This is a genomic window from Enterobacter sp. UPMP2052, assembly GCF_053709675.1.
This window is the reverse complement of the sequence record NZ_JBSKJR010000001.1, coordinates 2,025,146-2,046,875: the sequence shown is the minus strand read 5'-3', so window position 1 is coordinate 2,046,875 and position 21,730 is coordinate 2,025,146. Positions and strand designations below refer to the sequence as shown.

The 21,730-nt window shown below is 55.4% G+C and carries 18 protein-coding genes; 6 read left to right on the top strand and 12 right to left on the bottom strand.

Going from position 1 to position 21,730, the window contains the following annotated elements:
* Positions 1–5: 5 nt before the first annotated feature.
* Both nagA and nagB read right to left on the bottom strand, forming a co-directional pair.
* Positions 6–1,154: an N-acetylglucosamine-6-phosphate deacetylase gene (gene nagA / locus ACWKX3_RS09475; protein ID WP_006177163.1), complete on the bottom strand. Its 1,149-nt coding sequence runs from the start codon at positions 1,152–1,154 to the stop codon at positions 6–8.
* A 55-nt stretch (positions 1,155–1,209) separates the two neighbouring features.
* Positions 1,210–2,010 carry a glucosamine-6-phosphate deaminase gene (gene nagB, locus ACWKX3_RS09470; RefSeq protein WP_006177164.1) on the bottom strand — a complete coding sequence of 267 codons (801 nt, stop codon included), beginning with the start codon at positions 2,008–2,010 and terminating at the stop codon, positions 1,210–1,212.
* Positions 2,011–2,336: 326 nt separating this feature from the next.
* On the opposite strand from nagB, the gene nagE reads away from it, so the two are divergent.
* The 4 genes from nagE (at position 2,337) to chiQ (ending at position 8,345) form a co-directional block, all read left to right on the top strand.
* Positions 2,337–4,286, top strand: a complete 1,950-nt coding sequence (gene nagE / locus ACWKX3_RS09465; protein ID WP_006177165.1) for a PTS N-acetyl glucosamine transporter subunit IIABC — start codon at positions 2,337–2,339, stop codon at positions 4,284–4,286.
* A gap of 173 nt (positions 4,287–4,459) precedes the next feature.
* Positions 4,460–6,127 (top strand): glutamine--tRNA ligase, encoded by a 1,668-nt coding sequence (gene glnS, locus ACWKX3_RS09460; protein WP_006177166.1) that lies wholly within the window; start codon positions 4,460–4,462, stop codon positions 6,125–6,127.
* A 448-nt stretch (positions 6,128–6,575) separates the two neighbouring features.
* The gene (gene chiP / locus ACWKX3_RS09455; protein WP_006177167.1) at positions 6,576–7,973 is read left to right on the top strand and encodes a chitoporin ChiP; all 1,398 of its coding nucleotides are present in this window, start codon (positions 6,576–6,578) and stop codon (positions 7,971–7,973) included.
* A gap of 42 nt (positions 7,974–8,015) precedes the next feature.
* A complete protein-coding gene (gene chiQ, locus ACWKX3_RS09450) occupies positions 8,016–8,345 on the top strand; it encodes a ChiQ/YbfN family lipoprotein (protein ID WP_454541637.1) in 330 nt (109 codons plus the stop codon).
* A gap of 143 nt (positions 8,346–8,488) precedes the next feature.
* Here the strand turns inward: chiQ and fur are convergent, their stop codons facing one another.
* From fur to ybfF, 4 genes are all read right to left on the bottom strand, one after another.
* A complete protein-coding gene (gene fur, locus ACWKX3_RS09445) occupies positions 8,489–8,935 on the bottom strand; it encodes a ferric iron uptake transcriptional regulator (protein ID WP_006177169.1) in 447 nt (148 codons plus the stop codon).
* 291 nt (positions 8,936–9,226) lie between these two features.
* Positions 9,227–9,757 (bottom strand): flavodoxin FldA, encoded by a 531-nt coding sequence (fldA, locus tag ACWKX3_RS09440; protein ID WP_454541636.1) that lies wholly within the window; start codon positions 9,755–9,757, stop codon positions 9,227–9,229.
* A 155-nt stretch (positions 9,758–9,912) separates the two neighbouring features.
* Positions 9,913–10,200: a LexA regulated protein gene (gene ybfE, locus ACWKX3_RS09435; protein WP_101738051.1), complete on the bottom strand. Its 288-nt coding sequence runs from the start codon at positions 10,198–10,200 to the stop codon at positions 9,913–9,915.
* 129 nt (positions 10,201–10,329) lie between these two features.
* The gene (ybfF, locus tag ACWKX3_RS09430) at positions 10,330–11,103 is read right to left on the bottom strand and encodes an esterase (protein WP_454541635.1); all 774 of its coding nucleotides are present in this window, start codon (positions 11,101–11,103) and stop codon (positions 10,330–10,332) included.
* A 183-nt stretch (positions 11,104–11,286) separates the two neighbouring features.
* Here ybfF and seqA point away from each other — a divergent pair, with 183 nt between their 5' ends.
* Together seqA and pgm are read left to right on the top strand one after the other, a co-directional pair.
* The gene (gene seqA / locus ACWKX3_RS09425; RefSeq protein ID WP_006177173.1) at positions 11,287–11,835 is read left to right on the top strand and encodes a replication initiation negative regulator SeqA; all 549 of its coding nucleotides are present in this window, start codon (positions 11,287–11,289) and stop codon (positions 11,833–11,835) included.
* A gap of 24 nt (positions 11,836–11,859) precedes the next feature.
* Entirely contained in the window at positions 11,860–13,500 is a 1,641-nt protein-coding gene (gene pgm, locus ACWKX3_RS09420; RefSeq protein WP_337277676.1) for a phosphoglucomutase (alpha-D-glucose-1,6-bisphosphate-dependent), read from the top strand.
* Positions 13,501–13,644: 144 nt separating this feature from the next.
* On the opposite strand, the gene potE is transcribed toward pgm, so the two are convergent.
* The 6 genes from potE to kdpC form a co-directional block, all read right to left on the bottom strand.
* Positions 13,645–14,958, bottom strand: coding sequence for a putrescine-ornithine antiporter (potE, locus tag ACWKX3_RS09415; RefSeq protein WP_454541634.1), 1,314 nt, complete (start codon positions 14,956–14,958; stop codon positions 13,645–13,647).
* A complete protein-coding gene (gene speF, locus ACWKX3_RS09410) occupies positions 14,955–17,153 on the bottom strand; it encodes an ornithine decarboxylase SpeF (RefSeq protein WP_454541633.1) in 2,199 nt (732 codons plus the stop codon). Before speF ends, potE begins: the two co-directional genes overlap by 4 nt.
* A 254-nt stretch (positions 17,154–17,407) precedes the next feature.
* Complete coding sequence (gene speFL, locus ACWKX3_RS09405; protein ID WP_003858645.1) at positions 17,408–17,512, bottom strand: leader peptide SpeFL; 105 nt, start codon at positions 17,510–17,512, stop codon at positions 17,408–17,410.
* A 278-nt stretch (positions 17,513–17,790) separates the two neighbouring features.
* Positions 17,791–18,468: a two-component system response regulator KdpE gene (gene kdpE / locus ACWKX3_RS09400; RefSeq protein WP_058610540.1), complete on the bottom strand. Its 678-nt coding sequence runs from the start codon at positions 18,466–18,468 to the stop codon at positions 17,791–17,793.
* Positions 18,465–21,152 carry a two-component system sensor histidine kinase KdpD gene (gene kdpD / locus ACWKX3_RS09395; protein WP_454541632.1) on the bottom strand — a complete coding sequence of 896 codons (2,688 nt, stop codon included), beginning with the start codon at positions 21,150–21,152 and terminating at the stop codon, positions 18,465–18,467. Before kdpD ends, kdpE begins: the two co-directional genes overlap by 4 nt.
* Positions 21,153–21,728, bottom strand: a complete 576-nt coding sequence (kdpC, locus tag ACWKX3_RS09390; protein ID WP_454541631.1) for a potassium-transporting ATPase subunit KdpC — start codon at positions 21,726–21,728, stop codon at positions 21,153–21,155. It abuts the gene before it with no gap.
* Between the last annotated feature and the right edge of the window lie 2 nt (positions 21,729–21,730).

Genomic DNA, 21,730 nt, shown 5'->3' with positions numbered 1-21,730 from the left:
TTTACTTACTCAGTGACGACCTCGTTACCATTAACGATGGTCTTAATAATTTTATAATCGTGTGTGAAGGCCGTCAGGTTTGCCACCATACCCGGTGCAATCCCGCCCAGTTGTTTATCCACGCCGATTGCACGCGCCGGATAAAGCGTGGCCATCCGCAGCACTTCATCAAGTGCAATGCCGCAATGCTCGACGAGGTTACGGACCCCTTCAATCATTGTCAGTGAAGACCCGCTAAGCGTGCCGTTTTCATCCACACACAGTCCATTACGGTAGTATATTGTTTTACCAGCAAAAATGAACTGTTCAATATTTGCCCCTGCCGGTGCGGTAGCATCGGTGACCAGGCACAGCTTATCGCCCTTCAGGCGTTTCGCATTACGGATATTGGTGTAATCAACGTGCAGGCCGTCGGCAATAATGCCGCAGTAAACGTCTGGCTCGTCCAGAATTGCCCCGACGAGACCCGGTTCGCGACCGGTAATATACGGCATGGCGTTATAGAGGTGCGTCGCAAAGGTAATGCCCGCGCGGAAACCGGCTTTCGCCTCTTTCAGCGTGGCATTGGAGTGACCTGCGGACACCACAATCCCGGCGGCGGCCAGTTTGCTGATGACCTCAGTACCGGTCATTTCAGGCGCCAGTGTCACTTTGGTGATCACATCGGCGTTCGCGCACATGTAGTCAACCAGTTCGGCATCCGGCTTGCGGACATAATCCGGGTTGTGCGTGCCTTTCTTGACCATGTTCAGCCATGGCCCTTCCAGGTGCAGACCCAGCGCCTGGTTAGGGTGTTTCGCCAGGTAGTCTCGCATCACGCGGATACCCTGTTTCATCAGATCATCGCTGCTGGTAATCAGCGTAGGCAGATAGCTGGTGCAGCCCGATTTCTCGTTGGCTTTCTGCATGATTTCCAGCGTCTCGACCGTAACGGCCTCTGGCGTGTCGTTAAACTGCACGCCGCCGCAGCCGTTGAGCTGTACATCAATGAAACCGGGGGAGATTATTGCTCCATTGAGTGAGCGCTGTTCTATCTCCGGCGGCAACTCAGCCAGCGGGCAAACACGTTCAATCAGGCCATTAGCGATCACAATCGCATGGTCATCCAGAATTTCATGGCCGGTATAAATCCGACCGTGGGTTAAAGCGTACATATCGACCCCCGGTTTAAAAAAACGACCGCCCCTGCGTAACGGGGCGGTGATAAAATTACAGACCTTTGATGTTTTCTGCTTCTAGCTCGTTGAAGTATTTCAGCGTTTTGACCTTCAGTTCCATCGTGGACGGTTCGTCACACACGATCACTGATTTCGGGTGCAGCTGCAGGCAGCTGATGGTCCACATATGGTTAACGTTGCCTTCAACGGCTGCCTGGAGCGCCTGCGCTTTCACGCCGCCCAGCACCAGAATCATGACCTCTTCGGCATCCAGCAGGGTACCTACGCCCACGGTCAGGGCGAATTTTGGTACCTGGTTAACGTCGCCATCAAAGAAGCGAGAGTTTGCCACGCGGGTGTCATGGGTCAGGGTTTTAATACGAGTACGGGAAGCCAGAGAAGAGGCTGGCTCGTTAAACGCGATGTGACCATCGTTACCCACGCCACCCATAAACAGGTGAATTTTGCCGTAAGAGCGGATTTTTTCTTCGTACTGGCGGCATTCTGCGTCAATATCGGGCGCGTTACCATTCAGCAGATTAATGTTTTCAGCTGGAATATCAACGTGGTCAAAGAAGTTACGGTGCATGAAGCTGTGGTAGCTTTCCGGATGCTCCTTCGGCAGGCCCACATATTCGTCCATATTAAAGGTCACAACATGCTTGAAGCTAACCTGGCCCGCTTTGTGCATTTCAACCAGCGCTTTGTATGCCGTCAGCGGGGTGCCGCCGGTAGGCAGGCCCAGAACGAAAGGACGATCTGCCGTTGGTTTGAACGCGTTAATGCGGTTAACGATATGACGTGCAGCCCATTTACCGACCTGTTCAGCTGTTGCCAGGGGAATCAGTCTCATTGTTCACCTCTAAAGTTAAAGTAATAAAGTGGGCGGATGATTAGGGAGCCTGAACTAAGCGTAACCTGGAAACTTCAGGCCGGATCAATCCGTCTTGATTTTTTGAATGATAAAATAAGTTTTCGCTGTTAGCCAGTGAAAGGGAGGGTGATTAACGATATTTGGTGACAAAAATCACAAAAAATAGGTGTTTAATTTGCGATACGAATTAATTTTTCACACACTCACCATGCCAGTGAATCATCAACGGTATCTATCGTTGTCGACACAATAAAAAACATAGTTTACGTGCGAGTCTTCACAAAGGGTCTCGTAGGGGGAATAGGATGAATATTTTAGGTTTTTTCCAGCGCCTCGGTAGGGCTTTGCAGCTCCCTATCGCCGTGCTACCGGTTGCAGCGCTGCTGCTGCGATTCGGGCAACCCGATCTTCTTAACGTGCCGTTTATTGCCCAGGCTGGCGGCGCAATTTTTGACAACCTGGCGCTGATTTTCGCCATCGGTGTGGCGTCAAGCTGGTCAAAAGATAGTGCTGGTGCTGCGGCACTGGCAGGGGCTGTAGGTTACTTCATCCTCACCAAAGCGATGGTAACCATCAACCCTGAAATCAACATGGGTGTCCTGGCGGGTATCATTACCGGTCTGGTCGGTGGTGCCGTCTATAACCGCTGGGCTGGTATCAAGCTGCCTGACTTCCTGAGCTTCTTTGGCGGTAAACGTTTTGTACCGATTGCGACGGGCTTCTTCTGTCTGATCCTCGCCGCTATTTTCGGCTACGTATGGCCACCTGTTCAACACGCTATCCATGCGGGCGGCGAGTGGATCGTTTCTGCGGGCGCACTGGGTGCGGGTATCTTCGGTTTCATCAACCGTCTGCTGATCCCAACAGGTCTGCATCAGGTACTGAACACTATCGCCTGGTTCCAGATTGGTGAATTCACTAACGCCGCTGGCGCGGTATTCCACGGTGATATCAACCGCTTCTACGCAGGCGACGGCACCGCGGGCATGTTCATGTCTGGCTTCTTCCCTATCATGATGTTTGGTCTGCCTGGTGCTGCGCTGGCAATGTACCTGGCTGCGCCGAAAGCGCGTCGCCCAATGGTTGGCGGTATGCTGTTGTCCGTTGCGATTACGGCCTTCCTGACCGGCGTAACCGAGCCACTGGAATTCCTGTTCATGTTCCTGGCTCCGCTGCTGTATCTCATGCACGCCATCCTGACCGGTATCAGCCTGTTCGTTGCCACCCTTCTGGGTATCCACGCTGGCTTCTCCTTCTCAGCAGGCGCCATCGACTATGTATTGATGTACAACCTGCCGGCGGCAAGCAGCAACGTCTGGATGCTGGTGGTGATGGGCCTGATCTTCTTCGTTATCTACTTCGTTCTGTTCAGCGCGGTTATTCGTATGTTTAACCTGAAGACGCCGGGCCGCGAAGATACCAAAGACGACGTTGTGACCAGTGAAGCAAACAGCAATACCGAAGAAGGTTTAACCCAGCTGGCAACCAACTACATTGCCGCTGTGGGTGGTACCGATAACCTGAAAGCCATTGATGCCTGTATTACCCGTCTGCGCCTGACCGTGGCCGACTCCGCGCGCGTCAGCGATGCAATGTGCAAACGTCTGGGTGCGTCTGGTGTGGTGAAACTGAACAAACAAACCATCCAGGTTATCGTGGGTGCGAAAGCCGAATCTATCGGCGATGAAATGAAAAAAGTGGTTGCCCGTGGGCCGGTAGCTGCCGCCTCAACGGATAGCGCGCCAGTGGCTGACGCTCCGGTGGTGAAACCGCAGGCTGTGCCAAATGCGGTAACCATCGCTGCCCTGGTCTCTCCGGTGACCGGTGAAGTGGTAGCGATTGAGCAGGTGCCAGACGAAGCGTTCGCCAGCAAAGCGGTCGGTGACGGTGTCGCTGTTAAACCAACGGAAAAAACCGTGGTGTCTCCGGCAGCTGGTACCATCGTGAAAATCTTCAACACAAACCACGCGTTCTGTCTTGAGACCGAAAACGGCGCGGAGATCGTTGTCCACATGGGTATCGATACCGTGGCGCTGAACGGCCAGGGCTTTACTCGCCTGGTGGAAGAGGGGGCTGAAGTGGTCGCAGGCCAACCGATTCTGGAAATGGATCTGGACTACCTGAACGCCAACGCGCGCTCGATGATTAGCCCGGTGGTTTGCAGCAACATCGACGACTTCAGCGGCCTGGTCATTCAGGCGAAAGGTCAGGTCGTTGCGGGCCAAACCCCACTGTATGAGATTAAAGGCAAGTAATCGCTCCTGAGTAGAGTCATGCCTTAAGCGGCGGGGGGATAACCTCCGCCGCTTTTTTTTGCGGTTATTGTCCCCATTATTTTATTCTCAATAGACGTTTTAAAGGTTGTCACTACGTCCGGCTTATAAGATCATATGCCGTTATACGTTGTTTATGCTTTGAGGAATCCACGATGAGTGAGGCAGAAGCCCGCCCGAGTAACTTTATTCGTCAGATCATTGATGAAGATCTGGCCAGTGGTAAGCACACCACGGTTCATACGCGTTTCCCGCCGGAGCCAAACGGCTACCTGCACATCGGCCACGCGAAATCTATCTGCCTGAACTTTGGTATCGCACAAGACTACCAGGGACAGTGCAACCTGCGTTTCGATGACACTAACCCTGCAAAAGAAGACATCGAATACGTTGAGTCTATCAAGAACGACGTGCAATGGCTGGGCTTCAACTGGTCGGGCGATATCTGCTACTCCTCTAACTATTTTGATCAGCTGTTCGCCTATGCGGTTGAGCTGATCAATAAAGGTCTGGCGTATGTGGATGAGCTCTCTGCTGACGAAATCCGTGAATACCGCGGTTCGCTCACCGCGCCGGGCAAAAACAGCCCGTACCGCGACCGCAGCGTAGAAGAGAACCTGGCGCTGTTTGAAAAAATGCGTGCCGGTGGCTTCGAAGAAGGCAAGGCCTGTCTGCGTGCCAAAATCGATATGGCCTCGCCATTCATCGTCATGCGCGACCCGGTGCTGTACCGCATTAAGTTCGCGGAACACCACCAGACCGGGAACAAGTGGTGCATCTACCCGATGTACGACTTCACCCACTGCATCAGCGATGCGCTGGAAGGCATTACGCACTCCCTGTGTACTCTGGAGTTCCAGGACAACCGTCGTCTGTACGACTGGGTGCTGGATAACATCACCATCCCTGTGCACCCGCGTCAGTACGAGTTCTCTCGTCTGAATCTGGAATACACGGTGATGTCCAAGCGTAAGCTGAACCTGCTGGTAACCGACAAGCATGTAGAAGGCTGGGATGACCCGCGTATGCCGACTATCTCTGGTCTGCGCCGCCGGGGTTACACCTCTGCCTCTATCCGCGAGTTCTGCAAACGTATTGGCGTGACCAAACAGGACAACACCATTGAGATTGCCTCTCTGGAATCCTGCATCCGTGAAGATCTGAACGAAAACGCTCCGCGCGCGATGGCGGTGATCGACCCGGTTAAGCTTGTTATCGAAAACTACCCGCAGGGTGAGAGCGAGATGGTGACGATGCCGAACCATCCGAGCAAGCCTGAAATGGGCACCCGTGACGTGCCGTTTAGCGGTGAGATTTGGATCGATCGCGCGGATTTCCGCGAAGAAGCCAACAAGCAGTACAAGCGTCTGGTGCTGGGCAAAGAAGTCCGTCTGCGTAATGCGTACGTGATTAAAGCCGAGCGCGTCGAAAAAGACGCGGAAGGCAACATCACCACCATCTTCTGCTCTTACGATGCCGAAACGCTGAGTAAAGACCCGGCGGATGGCCGTAAAGTGAAGGGCGTTATCCACTGGGTGAGCGCATCGCACGCGCTGCCGGTTGAGTTCCGCCTGTATGACCGTCTGTTCAGCGTGCCTAACCCAGGCGCTGCGGAAGACTTCCTGTCAACGATTAACCCGGAATCACTGGTGATCAAGCAGGGCTTTGCCGAACCGTCGCTGAAAGCCGCACAAACCAGCAAAGCGTTCCAGTTTGAACGTGAGGGTTACTTCTGCCTGGACAGCCGCTACAGCACTGCGGAAAAACCGGTATTTAACCGTACTGTCGGTCTGCGCGATACCTGGGCCAAAATCGGCGAATAATATCGCTGCACTGGTCAATCAGAAACAAACGCCGCTAATTGCGGCGTTTTTTTATTTAACGATCATGCCGTTAAAGAACGCTTTTAATAACGGAAGTCAAAATAACTGGTCAATGCGGTGCTACTTATTTTTTTAAATAAAGTTTGTATATACCCGAAAACAGTAAAGAGGAATTAACAGACAGGTTTTTTAACCCTTAGCCATTGAAAAATCGCGCTTCCCCCCGCCATTACTCGCTTCGGCGTAAATGTTACAAAGCACTACTAATTATGTGCACTTCGTCATAATCCTGAGTTTTGCCCACGAAAAAGCATTGATAATTCGCGTCGCGAAAAATAACCTAAAGACGGTAGTTAATTCGAGGGTATTTCTAACTACCCCTGACCATTAGGTCTTTTTATATTTTTCGCCGTTCAGGCGTTTTTAATTCGTCAAAGAGGAATAATCTATGCGTACGTTCAGTGGCAAACGTAGTGCGCTGGCGCTGGCAATTGCCGGTGTGACAGCAATGTCGGGCCTGGTGATTGCGCCAGAGGCTAAAGCAGAAGGTTTCATTGATGATTCAACCCTCACGGGCGGAATTTATTACTGGCAGCGTGAGCGTGACCGTAAAGACGTCACTGAAGACAAATACAAAACCAACCTTTCACACTCCACCTGGAACGCCAACCTGGACTTCCAGTCGGGTTATGCCGCGGATATGTTTGGCCTGGATATTGCGGCGTTTACCGCAATAGAAATGGCGGAAAACGGCGACAGCGGTCACCCGAACGAAATCGCATTCTCCTCCAGCAATAAAGCCTATGACGAAGACTGGTCCGGGGATAAGAGCGGCATCAGCCTCTATAAGGCCGCGGCGAAATTCAAATACGGCCCGGTATGGGCGCGCGCAGGTTATATTCAGCCAACCGGACAGACGCTGCTAGCCCCACACTGGAGCTTCATGCCGGGTACCTATCAGGGCGCAGAAGCGGGGGCCAATTTTGACTACGGTGACGCCGGGGCGCTGAGCTTCTCCTATATGTGGACCAACGAGTACAAAGCGCCGTGGCACATTGAGATGGATAAGTTCTACCAGAACGATAAAACCACTAAAGTGGACTACCTCCACTCCCTGGGTGCGAAGTATGACTTCAAAAACGACCTGGTACTGGAAGCCGCCTTCGGACAGGCTGAAGGCTATATCGATCAGTATTTCGCGAAAGCCAGCTACAAATTCGACGTTGTGGGCAGCCCGCTGAGCACCAGCTATCAGTTCTATGGCACGCGTGATAAAGCCAGCAACGGCACCGTTAACGATATCTACGACGGTACCGCATGGCTGCAGGCGCTGACCTTCGGTTACAAGGTGGGCCAGGTTGACCTGCGTCTGGAAGGGACGTGGGTGAAGGCGGAAGGGCAGCAGGGTTACTTCCTGCAGCGTATGACCCCAACATACGCCTCATCAAACGGTCGTCTGGATATCTGGTGGGATAACCGCTCTGACTTCAACGCCGACGGTGAAAAAGCCGTCTTCTTCGGTGCAATGTATGACCTGAAAAACTGGAATCTGCCAGGCTGGGCGGTCGGTGCTTCTTATGCTTACGCGTGGGACGCGAAGCCTGCTGATATGGCAACCCCGGATGCGTACTACGATCCTAATTACCGCCTGAAAGAGTCCTCCTACAGTCTGGATGCTAGCTACACCCTGCAGGACGGGCGTGCCAAGGGCACCATGTTCAAACTGCACTTCACGCAGTATGACAACCACTCCGATATCCCAAGCTATGCGGGCGGTTACGGCAATATCTTCCAGGATGAACGTGACGTGAAATTCATGGTCATCGCGCCATTCACTATTTTCTGATGAAACCCCGGCGGGCGTGGCCCGCCGAAACGGAGACGGCAGATGAAAAGAAAAGTAGTCATGGTCGCGATGCTGGCAACAGGGCTGGTGGCCTGTGCGCAGCCTCAGGCCCCGAAAGAAGATTCGCGTCTGAAAGAGGCCTATAGCGCCTGTATCAATACCGCGCAAGGCTCGCCGGAGAAAGTTGAAGCCTGCCAGAGCGTGCTGAATGTGCTGAAGAAAGAGAAAGCGCATGAACAGTTCGCGACGCAGGAGAATGTCCGCGTGATGGATTACCAGGCCTGTATTCAGGCGCGTCAGACCGGTAACGAGCAGGAAGTCGAGAAGCGTTGCGATAAGATCTGGCAGGAAATTCGTAATAATAACCAATAGCGCTGTTTGACGCCCGGTGGCGCTGCGTTTACCGAACCTACAGAGGTGTCATCGCCCGTAGGCCCGGTAAGCGCAGCGCCACTGGGCTTTTTAAGGCAAAAAAAAAGCCAACCTTGCGGCTGGCTCAGAGTATGAAAGTTTGCTTATTTCGCGTCGTGCGCGTGCTCATCTTCGCGGCAATCGCCTTCCGCACAGTGTCCATACAGGTACAGGCTGTGGTTAGTCAGACGGATACCGTGGCGCGCGGCAATTTCACGCTGGCGTGATTCAATAGAATCATCGCTGAACTCAATGACCTTGCCGCAGTCGAGGCAGATCAGATGATCGTGGTGGTGTTGCTGGGTCAGCTCGAAAACAGATTTACCGCCTTCGAAATTATGACGGGTAACAATGCCCGCGTCATCAAACTGGTTCAGCACACGATAAACGGTTGCCAGCCCAATTTCTTCGCCCATGTCGATAAGACGCTTGTAAAGGTCTTCCGCACTGACATGGTGATTGTCTGGCCCCTGAAGCACTTCAAGGATTTTTAACCGAGGAAGCGTTACTTTCAGGCCAGCCTTCTTTAATGCGGTATTGTTGTCGGTCATGCGGAATCTGTCCTGTTGCTAAACGTTTCACTTCAAAAGAAGAAGTGACAGAAAATGCACCTGGGATAATGCGTCTCATTATAGAACTGCCATGGCTAAATGAAAACTGCAAGTCTCAGGCAAAGTATGCTTATAAAAACGTGGTATCACCAACAAACTTGTTCGATGGAGCCCACTTTTTATCAGGGGGATATTGTACAGGTCTGAGCGAAAAAGTTAAAAGTTTGTAGCAATTAATTTAATCGGTTTTACCTGGCATGCGGGCGCAACCGCAGTTGCGCCGCAGGAAAATCAGGCGTTAAGAATGTCGTCGAGGTTCAGTTCTTCACGGACCTGCTTCACCCATTTTTCGACACGCTCAGCGGTCAGTTCTGGCTGACGATCTTCGTCGATAGCCAGACCCACGAAGTGGTTGTCGTCTGCCAGGCCTTTGGACGCTTCAAAGTGGTAGCCCGCCGTTGGCCAGTGGCCGACAATCGCCGCGCCGCGTGGCTCAATGATGTCGCGGATGGTGCCCAGCGCATCACAGAAGTATTCCGCATAATCTTCCTGGTCGCCGCAGCCAAACAGGGCGACCAGCTTGCCGTTGAAGTCCACTTCTTCGAGCGTCGGGAAGAAATCGTCCCAGTCGCACTGCGCCTCGCCGTAGTACCAGGTCGGGATACCCAGCAGCAGGATGTCATAACCTTCGAGGTCTTCTTTGCTGCTTTTGGCGATGTCATGTACATCGGCAACGTCTTTACCGAGCTGTTTTTGAATGTTTTTTGCGATATTTTCGGTATTGCCGGTATCACTGCCGAAGAAAATGCCGATGATTGCCATGAGTAAAATAACCTCTTGAAACTTAATGGTATGGTGGCGCAATTTGTCCACGGATAAGGGCAATAATAGCAGAACTGGCAACCCTGCGGAAACAGCTATCGCGCAGGACTGCACTCTGTGCTACATGAAAAGGGAAATACGGGGGTTTTTCAGACTTATGCCTTGCTGCGTAACGCGTTGAGCTGAGCGATCAGCATCTCTTCAATCAATTCGCTGCGGCTGATATCACGGGCGGAGGCCAGCTCGTTTAGCGCATCGACAGCGTCAGCGTTGAGCTTCAGTTCGACACGCTTAAGCCCACGATTTTTATCGCGTTTAAGCTGGTTGCGTTTATTGATACGCAGCTGTTCATCACGCGAAAGCGGATTCGTCTTGGGTCGTCCCGGGCGACGCTCATTCGCGAACAGGTCTAGTGTCGTACGGTCCGTTTGTTCTTTGGCCATGATTCAGAGACTTCGGGGGAAAACAAGCCGCCCTGTTAATGCCCGGGCGATAAGCGCGCCATCATACATCACCGAAAACGACACGCCAACGACTGGAAGCCCTCTGTCTTCCAGTCGCTCTCTTTTTAATCAATTCGCCGTATCAGTAAGATAGCGGCGGATAGCGCGCAGGACCGCCTCCGGTTTTTCTGCATGAACCCAGTGGCCCGCCCCGGCGATGACGTGCGCGCGAGCCTGTGGGAACTGCGCCAGCAGTGCGTCGCGGTACGCCTCGGTCACGTAGGGTGAATTGCCGCCGGTAATAAAGAGGGTAGGGTGCTGCCAGGCGGGAACCGGCTGCCAGCCGACAATGTGAGCATACTGATCCCAAAGTACCGGGACGTTAAAACGCCACTGGCCGTCGACAAAGGATTTAAGCAGGAACTGCACCACGCCTTCCTCATCGAGGTGTTCACGCATGACGGCTGCGGCCTGCTGACGGGTAGACACGCCAGACTCCGTGACCGCATTGATCGCCGCGAAAATCTCGTCGTGGCGACGCACGTCGTAATCCACGGGGGCCACGTCAACCACCACCAGGCCAGCAATACGTTCCGGTGCCAGCGCCGTCAGCGCCATCACCGCTTTGCCACCCATGGAATGCCCGACTAAAGTGACCTTCTCAAGTTGATGTGCATCCAGCGTATCCAGCAAATCCTGCGCCATCGCCGCGTAAGTCATGTCAGGCGAACGCCCGGAAAGGCCATGATTACGCATATCGACCTGCAAAATGTCATGATCGGCAACCAGATCGCGCGCCAGTATGCCCAGGTTATCCAGGCTACCAAACAGGCCGTGAACCAGTACGATGGGAGAATTATTGTTCGGCGATTGTGCAGATTGCGCTCGGGTATTCAATTTCATGGCAAAGTTCTTTTTTTACGTATGTCAGGTTAGGGTATCATGTTGTCCATTCTGCCGCCCGGCTGCAAGGATCCAGTTTAATCCGACTTTTGCCGCCAACCTGGTTTGACGCTATCCGCTGTTGGGATTTGCTCCTATAATCCCAACGACTTGTATTCAGATAAGATATCGCACTGGATTAAGATGAAAACAATCGAAGTTGATGACGAACTCTATCAGTATATTGCCAGCCAGACGCGGCATATCGGGGAGAGCGCGTCCGACATTTTACGGCGTATGCTCAAAATTTCCGCCGCCGCACAGCCTGCTACCCCAGCCACTAAAGATGTCGTCTCTCAGCCGAGTGTTACCGCACAAGCAAAACCTGCCGTCGCGCCGGTGAAAGACAAAGTGCGCGCGATGCGCGAGCTGCTGCTGTCAGATGAGTATGCAGAACAGAAAAAGGCGGTTAACCGCTTTATGCTGGTGCTGACTACACTTTATTCACTGGATAACACCGCGTTTGCTGAAGCGACCGAGTCGCTGCATGGTCGTACCCGCGTTTACTTCGCGGGCGATGAGCAGACGCTGCTGCAAAATGGCAATCAAACCAAACCTAAACACGTCCCGGGTACACCGTACTGGGTGATCACCAATACCAACACGGGCCGCAAGTGCAGCATGATTGAACACATCATGCAGTCCATGCAGTTCCCGGCGGAATTGATTGAAAAGGTTTGCGGTACAATTTAACCCTTGCATCAGAAGGACCAGGCAATGGCAAATCACAGCCGTGCAGGCCAACCTGCACAACAAAGCGATTTGATTAACGTCGCTCAACTGACCGCCCAGTACTACGTGCTGAAGCCGGTGGTGGGCAACGCAGAACACGCAGTGAAGTTTGGTACATCTGGCCACCGCGGCAGCGCGGCGCGCCACAGCTTTAACGAGCCGCACATTCTGGCCATTGCCCAGGCCATCGCGGAAGAGCGCGCCAAAAACGGCGTCACCGGACCGTGCTATGTTGGGAAAGATACGCACGCCCTGTCTGAACCGGCCTTCATTTCCGTACTGGAAGTGCTGGCGGCAAACGGCGTCGACGTGATCGTGCAAGAGAACAATGGCTTTACGCCAACGCCTGCGGTGTCCAACGCCATTCTGGTGCACAACCAGAAAGGGGGCGCGCTGGCAGACGGGATTGTGATTACGCCATCCCACAACCCGCCGGATGACGGTGGCATCAAATACAACCCGCCTAACGGTGGCCCGGCAGACACCAACGTCACCAAAGTGGTGGAAGACCGCGCCAACGCGCTGCTCGCAGACGATCTGAAAGGCGTTAAGCGCATCTCTCTGGATGCGGCCATGGCCTCTGGCCACGTGAAAGAGCAGGATCTGGTGCAGCCATTCGTGGAAGGGCTGGCGGAGATCGTCGACATGGCGGCGATTCAGAAAGCGGGCCTGACGCTGGGCGTTGACCCGCTTGGCGGTTCCGGTATCGAATACTGGAAACGTATTGCCGAGCACTACAAGCTGAACCTGACCATCGTGAACGATCACGTCGATCAGACCTTCCGCTTTATGCACCTGGATAAAGACGGCGCGATCCGTATGGACTGCTCGTCAGAGTGCGCAATGGCCGGCCTGCTGGCGCTGCGCGACAAATTCGATCTGGCGTTTGCTAACGACCCGGATTATGACCGTCACGGTATCGTCACGCCTGCCGGCCTGATGAACCCGAACCACTATCTGGCGGTGGCGATTAATTATCTGTTCCAGCATCGTCCACAGTGGGGCAACGAGGTGGCTGTCGGTAAAACGCTGGTCTCTTCTGCGATGATCGACCGCGTGGTCGATGCGCTGGGCCGCAAGCTGGTGGAAGTGCCGGTAGGCTTCAAATGGTTTGTTGACGGTCTGCACAACGGCAGCTTCGGCTTCGGCGGCGAAGAGAGCGCGGGGGCTTCCTTCCTGCGTTTCGACGGCACGCCGTGGTCAACCGATAAAGACGGCATCATCATGTGTCTGCTGGCGGCTGAAATCACCGCTGTCACCGGTAAAAACCCGCAGGAGCACTATAACGAGCTGGCGGAGCGTTTTGGCGCGCCAAGCTACAACCGTCTCCAGGCGAGCGCGACCTCTGCGCAGAAAGCGGCGCTGTCTAAGCTCTCGCCAGAAATGGTCAGCGCCAGCACTCTGGCCGGTGATCCGATCACGGCTCGCCTGACGGCCGCTCCGGGGAACGGCGCGTCTATCGGCGGTCTGAAGGTGATGACCGAAAACGGCTGGTTCGCCGCGCGTCCGTCCGGCACGGAAGATGCGTACAAAATTTACTGTGAAAGCTTCCTCGGCGCTGAGCACCGTCAGCAGATTGAGAAAGAAGCGGTAGAGATTGTCAGCGAAGTGCTGAAAAACGCGTAAGTGCTGGTGTGGTGCGGGCTGATGCCCTCACCCCGGCCCTCTCCCACAGGGAGAGGGAGAAAACACTAAAAACGGCAACCCCAGGGTTGCCGTTTTACATTGATTTTGTAGGCCCGGTAAGCGCTAGCGCCACCGGGCTTTTTTTTAGCTGTGTTTGTTCGTCAACTCAAAACGCGGCGAAACCAGCCCGTACAGCGTCCAGCCCATAAACGTGACCATTGCGCCGTAGAGCATCGCTTCCTGACCGGAGGAGTAGAGCGCATAGAAGCTGTAGATGGCCCCAATCAGCGCCACGATATTCGCCGCTTTTGCTTTGCGCGGTTCGACCTTCGCCACCTTCTGAATGATCACCAGCGCTGCCATCGACAGGATATACGGAATGATATTGGTCACCACCGCCAGGTTGACCAGCACGTTGAACTGGCTGTTCAGCGACGGGCTGATGGTCATCAACGACAGGCCGCTCTGGAAAATCACAATCGCCAGCATTCCCTGCACGGGCGCATCGGCTTTGGTCACGCGGGAGAAGATTTTCGGAAAGTAGCCTTCATCCGCCGAGGATTTAAACACCTGCGCGATGGTAAACTGCCAGCCGAGCAGCGAACCACAGCAGGACATCACCATCAGCCCCATAATCACTTTCCCGACTTCCGGGGTGAACATTTGCGCGAAGGCCAGACCGAACGGCGCGGTAGAGCTGGCAAGATCCATATTTGGGACGATCCCGGCAATCACGTTGGTCGAGACGATGTAAATCACCGCCGCCCCCAGCGTACCGCCCAGCACCGCAATCGGCACGTTCTTCTCCGGGTTTTCCACCACGTCGGCGTTGGCACAGGCCGATTCCAGGCCCAGGAAAGCCCACAGTGTCATGGCGATGGACGAACCTACCGCGGTAAAGAACGGCACATGGTGCGGGTTCCACGAGTTGGCGTACATCGTCGGGCTAAACCAGAACCAGCCGATAACGCACAGCCCGACTACCGGGATAATCACCCCCCAGACGGTAATGCTGCTGAGCTGTCCGGTGATGCGCGCGCCGCCGAAGTTGGCGACGGTGCAGATCCACAGCACGCCGATGGTCGCCAGCCCAATTTGCACCGGACTCAGCGTGGTGCCAAACAGCTCCGTGCCGTAACCCACCGCTGAAATGGCAATCGCCACGTTAGCGATGAGCAGCGACACGCCGTAGGTGTAGTTCGCCATAAAGTTGCCGGACTTGCCGAACGCGTATTCCGCATAGCCTCCCATGCCGCCTGACTTGCGGCTAAACATCCCACACTTGGCAAACGCCCAGGCCAGCGCCATCGAGCCGACGGCGGTCACCAGCCAGGAGATAATAGAGATGGTCCCGACCTCGGCGAGCTTGGTGGGCAGCATGATAATCCCGGACCCCATCATGTTCACCATGGTGAGGATGGTCAGCTGCACCACGCCCATCTTGTTCGACTTGCTCATAATGCTTCTCCTTTCAGCAGCGCGGGCTGGTCAGCAGACCGTTTGATGACGTAGCAGCGAACCTGCTTACGACCGTCACACTCCTCGACGTACACACCCTGGAGTTCCGGTGCGAAGCCCGGTAACAGGTTGATCCCTTCTTCCAGCGCCGCAAAATAGCGCAGTACCGAACCGCCCCAGACTTCACCGGGAACCACGCACAGCACGCCCGGTGGATAAGGGAGCGCGCCTTCGGCGGCGATACGTCCTTCAGCATCGCGCAGCGAAACCAGCTCAACCTCGCCGCGTAGATAGGCGTAGTTCGCCTCCTGCGGACTCATCATCACGCGCGGGAAGTGAGATTTACGGAACATCTCTTTTTGCAGCTGTTTAACGTTATTACGGGCGTACAGGTCATGCATTTCCTGGCAGATTTGCCGCAGGCTGTAATCCGCATAGCGATCCGGATGCTGTTTATAGAGTGACGGCAGCACCTCTTTTAATGGCGCATCGCGCTGGAGCAGCTTTTCGAAGCGCACCAGTTGGGCGACCAGCTGCTGCAATTTGCCCATATCTTCCGCAGGCGTCAGCAGGAATAAGATCGAGTTGAGGTCGCATTTCTCCGGGATGATGCCGTTTTCGCGCAGGAAGTTGGCGAGAATAGTGGCGGGTACGCCGAAATCCTCATACTCACCGCTGCTGGCGTTGATCCCCGGCGTGGTTAGCAGCAGTTTGCAGGGGTCGATGAAGTACTGGTGCTCGGCGTAGCCGTCAAAGGCGTGCCAGCGTTCGCCCGGCACGAAGTGGAAGAAGCGCAGGTCGGTGGCTATTTCCGCCGTATCCCAGCTCTCCCAGGGGCGTCCATCGACCTGTTCAGGCACGAACGGGCGGATAAACCGGCAGTTTTCCAGAATGAGCTTGCGCGCTTCAATGCCGTTTACCACGCAGTCCATCCACATATTGCGTCCGCTCTGGCCCTCGTGCATGCGGGCGTTAATATCCAGCGCGGCGAACAGCGGGTAAAACGGGCTGGTGGAGGCGTGCATCATGAAGGCGTTGTTGAGGCGCTTGTGGGGCACATAGCGCGGCTGGCCTTTAATGTGACTGTCCTTCTTGTGGATCTGCGAGGTTTGCGAGAAGCCAGCCTGCTGTTTATGCACGGATTGAGTGACCAGAATGCCCGGGTCGTTTTCGTTCAGCTCCAGAAGCAGCGGCGAGCAGTCGGCCATCATCGGAATAAACTGTTCGTAGCCCACCCAGGCGGAGTCAAACAGGATGTAGTCGCACAGATGACCGATCTTATCCACGACCTGACGGGCGTTATAAATGGTGCCGTCATAAGTACCAAGCTGGATCACCGCCAGGCGAAACGGGCGCGGTGCGTGCGCGCGATCGGGTGCCACGTCGGATATTAACTCGCGCAGATAGCGCTCTTCGAAGCAGTGCGCATCAATCCCGCCGATAAAGCCATACGGATTACGCGCGGTCTCCAGATAGACCGGCGTTGCGCCCGCCTGTAGCAGGGCACCGTGATGATTAGATTTGTGGTTGTTGCGATCGAATAGCACCAGGTCGCCCGGCGTGAGCAGGGCATTGAGCACCACTTTGTTTGACGATGAGGTGCCATTCAGCACGAAGTAGGTCTTATCGGCGTTAAAGACGTTAGCCGCATGCTGTTGGGCGATGCACGGTGCGCCTTCGTGGATCAGCAGATCCCCCATCGCCACGTCAGCGTTGCACAGGTCAGCGCGGAACAGGGTCTCGCCAAAGAAATCCACGAACTGATTTCCGGCAGGATGACGGCGGAAGAACTGGCCCCCCTGATGCCCCGGGCAATCAAATGCGCTGTTGCCCTGCTCAACGTAGTCCACCAGGGCGCGGAAGAACGGCGGGCGCAGGTGGGTTTCGTACTTCTGTGCCGCCGCTTCCAGCTGGCGTCCGTAAAAATCATTGCTGCTGTCTGAACATTCAAAAACGCCATGAATGCGCGACAAATAGTCTGCCGGGACAATCTCGTCTTTCTGGGTGGCAATAAAGACAGGAATGCCAAAGCCTGTCGCCTCAATTTCTTCTATCGCGCCTGTATATATATCCTGGGTGGCCAGAACCACGGCGGCGACGTCAATATAATCGGTTGCGCTGACATCTACCGTCTCGCGATGTGTGGTAAAACAGTCGGGGCAGGTACGGCTGGTGGCAATTTTTAAATTTTTCATCTTTCACTCTTTATTTTAGGTAATAGCAGTCCCTCGATTTCTTTAAAAAAGAAATCGAACGTTATCCGGAAAAAAAGCAAACGGTGGCCGCTGATTGAAAATCAGTGGATTGCTTTTTGCAGAATACGATTCAGTCCGCCCGGTAGCGGATGAGTCTGAATCAGGAGAAATGAACGCAGGTGTTCACAGGCAAACGCCTGTAAGAGAAGGTGTTTTAAAACAACCTGTCAACAGATGCGCCAGAAGTCGAAGGACTACCGGGCGTTAAAGAGATGGAAGTCGAAGCAGTTACGATGCGCAAACATCATAATATGGGTTGTCCGCCTTATATGCGGCATTAAACGGTTGTTGTTTTCCATGCTTATTTTCCTTTCAGTAATTGAAAGCACGGCCATTTTATCCTGGAAAATGGGTTTAACTGTGAAGCAGATCACCGTTAAAAGATCATTTCAGAAATAAATATGCGCTTTTGATGAATATGGCAGATCAAAATGCTGTTTTGTAGATTTTATGTTATCTTTGTGTTTTGGAAATGTGTTTTGATGGCGGAAAATAAGTAAGGCACTGCCTTTTGGTTTATTTTCTCTTTATTACCGGCGGGTTTTTGTTTTTATTTGAAATTAATGTGAATAACTATTCAAAGCATAAACCGATAACCGATACCGGTTTCAGTTAATAAATGGCGGGGGCGTGCGGGATCAACTTCAAGTTTTTGACGAAGGTGGCCCATATAAATGCGTAAATAGTGACTATGTTCGACGGCATTAGGTCCCCAGACCTGACTTAACAGCTGGCGCTGGGTCAGAACTTTGCCGTGATTGTTGAGCAGCACCGCCAGCAGGCGGAACTCGATCGGCGTGAGGTGGATCTCCTCGTCACCGCGAAGGATGCGCCGCGCGGCGAGATCGACCTGGATCTCGCCAAAAGTATATACCGGGTCGCTGGGGGAGGGGGCACTGTGCCGACGCAGCGCCACGCGTAGCCGCGCCTGCAGCTCGCCAATACCAAAGGGCTTGACCAGGTAATCGTCCGCTCCGGCATCGAGGGCGGCAATTTTATCCGTCTCTTCGGTGCGGGCAGAGAGCACCAGAATGGGCATCTGGCTCCACTGGCGCACCTCGCGAATAAAATCGATGCCGTCGCCATCCGGTAGCCCTAAATCCAGGATCACCAGGTCCGGCTTGCGGGTCGCGGCCTCGATCAGCCCGCGCTGTAGCGTACCGGCTTCGTGGACGCGTAAGCCGTCGCCTTCCAGCGCGGCGCGCAGAAAACGGCTAATGGCGAGCTCATCTTCAACAATCAGGACGTTAATCACAAATCCTCTGGTAATTCATCAAGTTCGGGCGGGACATCAAGAGGAAGTGTAACACAAAAACGTGCGCCACCTTCCGGGCGGTTGGCTGCCGAAAGGGTACCGCCATGCACCTCAACGATGGCCTCGCAAATCGCCAGCCCAAGCCCGACGCCGGGAATGGCTGACTCTTTATTGCCGCGCGCAAACTTCTCAAAAATGGCCTGCTCCTGGCCCTGCGGAATGCCCGGCCCCGTGTCCCACACCTCCAGGCGCAGCGCCTGTTCTTCCACGGAAGCATTCATGCCAATCTGCGCCTTCGGCCCCGCATATTTACCGGCATTTTCCAGCAGGTTGATCAGTACACGTTCGAACAGCGGGCCATCAACATGGATAAGCGTAAGCGGCTCCGGCATATTCAGCGCGATATGGCGGCCGCCGAGACCCGGCTCCAGCATCTTCAGCGCGCTGCCAACCACCTCTTCCAGCGTCAGCCACTCTTTTTTAAGGTTAAACCCGCCGGACTGGATGCGCGCCATATCGAGCAGGTTGTTCACCAGGCGCGTCGTGTTCAGCACGTGCTCGCGGATCTCGCTGGCCTGCATCGCGTGTTTAGACCCTTCAGCAGCGAGATCCAGCGTCAGGATCTCAGACTGACCAAACAGGACGGTGAGGGGCGTGCGCAGGTCGTGCGAGAGCGCCGCCAGCAGCGAATTACGAATGCTTTCCCGCTCGCTCGCCAGCCGGGCCTGCTCCTCGCTGGCGGTGAGGGCCAGCCGCTCAAGCGCGCTGGCAACCAGCAGCGTGAAGGTCTCCAGCAGCCGCTGCTGCTCGGGGATCATCAGCTGGCGCAGGTTGGATGGCTCGACAATGACCAGCCCGTGATTTTTATCCGCGCTGCGCAGCGGCAGGATCTGATACGGCACTCCCGGCAGGGTATCCGTGCCCGCACCTGCCGGTAAGCCCTTGTCAAAACTCCAGCGCGCGATGGCTTCATCCCAGGGCGTCATGCCCGAGGTCGATGTCAGCGGGCGCAGCTTGCCGTGCTCATCAGGAAGCAGGATCAGGCTGCTGGCGTGAAAGGTCGAGCGGATAAACTGCTCGCTGGTCTGGACGATATCCCGTGGCGTGCGGCCGACTGCCAGCGATTTGGACATCTCGTATAAATGCCGCGTGCGTTGTTCGCGGTAGCGGGCAATACGCGCCTGATAGCGCACGCCTGCCGTCAGGTTCCCGATCACCAGCCCGACGGTAAGCATCACTCCAAAGGTGAGAATGTACTGCACATCCGAGACGGCGAGCGTCCCGCGAGGGGCAATAAAAAACAGATCGAAGCTGACCACGTTGAGAACCGTTGCCAGCACCGACGGCCAGCGTCCGTAAAACAGCGCCACGACAACCACGCCGAGCAGGTAAATCATCACCAGGTTGGCGGCATCGAAGGCAATCAGCCACTGGCTGGCAATCAGGGTGATCAGGGCGCAAAGTACCGCGGCCACCAGACAACCGCGAAGCTGGATGCGCCACTTTTCACTAAACGTGCGGGCGTCTGGCGTTCGGCCAGGAAGGGGGGTGGGTTTATCATCCAGCGCGACGATCACCAGGTCCAGATCCGGCGCGCGGCGCGCCAGCCTGTCGGCGAAGGACTCCCGGCTCAACCAGCGACGCTGCTGACGGCGGCCAATCACAATCTTGCCGAGGTTGTGCTCGCGGGCGTAGTGCAGGATGGCTTTATCTTCCTGCGGGTCGGAGAGGGTAGCCGTTTCCGCCCCCAGCTCCTGTGCCAGCCTGAGCGCGCTTAAAATCGCGCGCCGCTGCTGTTCAGGCAGGGCGTGAAGCTGCGGCGTTTCAACATACACCGCGTGCCAGACGCTGCCGAACTTCGCGGCGAGGCGGGCGGCGGTACGGATAAGCTTCTCATTCCCGCTGCTGTGACCAATGCACAGCAGAATGGCGTCCCGGGTATGCCAGACTCGCTCCTGTCCCTGCAGATCGCGCCAGGCACGCATCTGGTCATCAACGCGATCCGCCGTGCGCCGCAGGGCCAGCTCGCGCAGGGCGATTAAATTGCCTTTGCGGAAGAAATGTTCGATGGCACGCTCGGCCTGCCCGGCAATATACACTTTGCCCTCGTGCAGGCGCTGGCGCAGATCGTCCGGCGGCAGGTCGACCAGCACCACTTCGTCGGCGGCGTCAAAAAACGGATCGGGAACCGTTTCCCGTACCTGTATGCCGGTCACACCGCTGACGACGTCGTTGAGGCTCTCCAGATGCTGAACGTTGACCGTGGTGAACACGTCGATGCCGGCTTCCAGCAGCTCTTCCACGTCCTGCCAGCGTTTAGGGTGGCGGGAGCCTGGCGCATTGCTGTGCGCCAGTTCATCCATCAGAATCAGAGCAGGACGGCGGGCGAGGGCCGCGTCAAGGTCGAACTCGGTGACCAGCCGCCCACGGTGGTTGATGCGGCGAGCCGGCTGCACGGCAAGCCCCTCCAGCAGCGCCGCCGTCTCTTTACGACCGTGCGTTTCGACAACACCGATAAGAATATCAAGCCCCTGCGCCCGCAGCCGCTGCGCTTCAGTGAGCATCGCGAAGGTTTTTCCGACCCCCGCGCAGGCCCCGAAGAAAATTTTCAGCTTGCCGCGATGGGCTTCCGCCGCCTGTTCGAGCAGCCTGTCCGGATCCGGGCGCATCGGCTCGTCAGTCATTTAGTTTTTCCTTAGCGCGTCCAGCGCCAGATTGAGCTCAACAATGTTTACGACAGGCATGCCGATAAAACTGACCAGCGGTGTATGGGTATGTTCTGTGACCAGCTGACTCACCTGTTCCACCGTCAGGCGACGCGCGGCAGCGACGCGTGGAACTTGCCACGCGACGGCCTCCGGCGTCAGGCTGTAATCCAGCCCGCTGGCGGACGCGGTGACCAGCTCCACCGGCACCTCACGGCTTGCCTGCGGGTTCGCGGTTCGCAGCGCGGCTACGCGTTCGGCGATGGCGGTATCCAGCGCCGGGTTGCTGCCCGCGAGGTTGCTCCCCCCGGATGCCATGGGATTATACGGGCTTTCGGCGGTGGCGGAAGGGCGTCCCTGGAAGTAGCCAGCGGCGGTAAAGTGCTGGCCGATCAGCCGCGAACCACGGGTTTCGCCGTCTTGTATGATCAGCGAGCCGTTGGCCTGGTCAGCAAACCACCACTGGCCCAGTGCGGTCGTCATCAGGGGATAAAGCCCGCCGGTTATCAGCGCCAGCAGAATAAACAGAAGTATAGCGGGGCGTAACATCATCATGA

Excerpts from the sequence above, each read along its gene's own strand:
- fur (WP_006177169.1), bottom strand. The coding sequence starts at position 8,935 with ATGACCGACAACAATACCGCATTAAAGAAGGCTGGCCTGAAAGTAACG.
- nagE (WP_006177165.1), top strand. The coding sequence starts at position 2,337 with ATGAATATTTTAGGTTTTTTCCAGCGCCTCGGTAGGGCTTTGCAGCTC.
- potE (WP_454541634.1), bottom strand. The coding sequence starts at position 14,958 with ATGAGCAAGTCGAACAAGATGGGCGTGGTGCAGCTGACCATCCTCACC.
- nagA (WP_006177163.1), bottom strand. The coding sequence starts at position 1,154 with ATGTACGCTTTAACCCACGGTCGGATTTATACCGGCCATGAAATTCTG.
- chiP (WP_006177167.1), top strand. The coding sequence starts at position 6,576 with ATGCGTACGTTCAGTGGCAAACGTAGTGCGCTGGCGCTGGCAATTGCC.
- chiQ (WP_454541637.1), top strand. The coding sequence starts at position 8,016 with ATGAAAAGAAAAGTAGTCATGGTCGCGATGCTGGCAACAGGGCTGGTG.
- kdpC (WP_454541631.1), bottom strand. The coding sequence starts at position 21,728 with ATGATGATGTTACGCCCCGCTATACTTCTGTTTATTCTGCTGGCGCTG.
- nagB (WP_006177164.1), bottom strand. The coding sequence starts at position 2,010 with ATGAGACTGATTCCCCTGGCAACAGCTGAACAGGTCGGTAAATGGGCT.
- seqA (WP_006177173.1), top strand. The coding sequence starts at position 11,287 with ATGAAAACAATCGAAGTTGATGACGAACTCTATCAGTATATTGCCAGC.
- speF (WP_454541633.1), bottom strand. The coding sequence starts at position 17,153 with ATGAAAAATTTAAAAATTGCCACCAGCCGTACCTGCCCCGACTGTTTT.
- speFL (WP_003858645.1), bottom strand. The coding sequence starts at position 17,512 with ATGGAAAACAACAACCGTTTAATGCCGCATATAAGGCGGACAACCCAT.
- fldA (WP_454541636.1), bottom strand. The coding sequence starts at position 9,757 with ATGGCAATCATCGGCATTTTCTTCGGCAGTGATACCGGCAATACCGAA.
- ybfE (WP_101738051.1), bottom strand. The coding sequence starts at position 10,200 with ATGGCCAAAGAACAAACGGACCGTACGACACTAGACCTGTTCGCGAAT.
- kdpD (WP_454541632.1), bottom strand. The coding sequence starts at position 21,152 with ATGACTGACGAGCCGATGCGCCCGGATCCGGACAGGCTGCTCGAACAG.
- ybfF (WP_454541635.1), bottom strand. The coding sequence starts at position 11,103 with ATGAAATTGAATACCCGAGCGCAATCTGCACAATCGCCGAACAATAAT.
- glnS (WP_006177166.1), top strand. The coding sequence starts at position 4,460 with ATGAGTGAGGCAGAAGCCCGCCCGAGTAACTTTATTCGTCAGATCATT.
- pgm (WP_337277676.1), top strand. The coding sequence starts at position 11,860 with ATGGCAAATCACAGCCGTGCAGGCCAACCTGCACAACAAAGCGATTTG.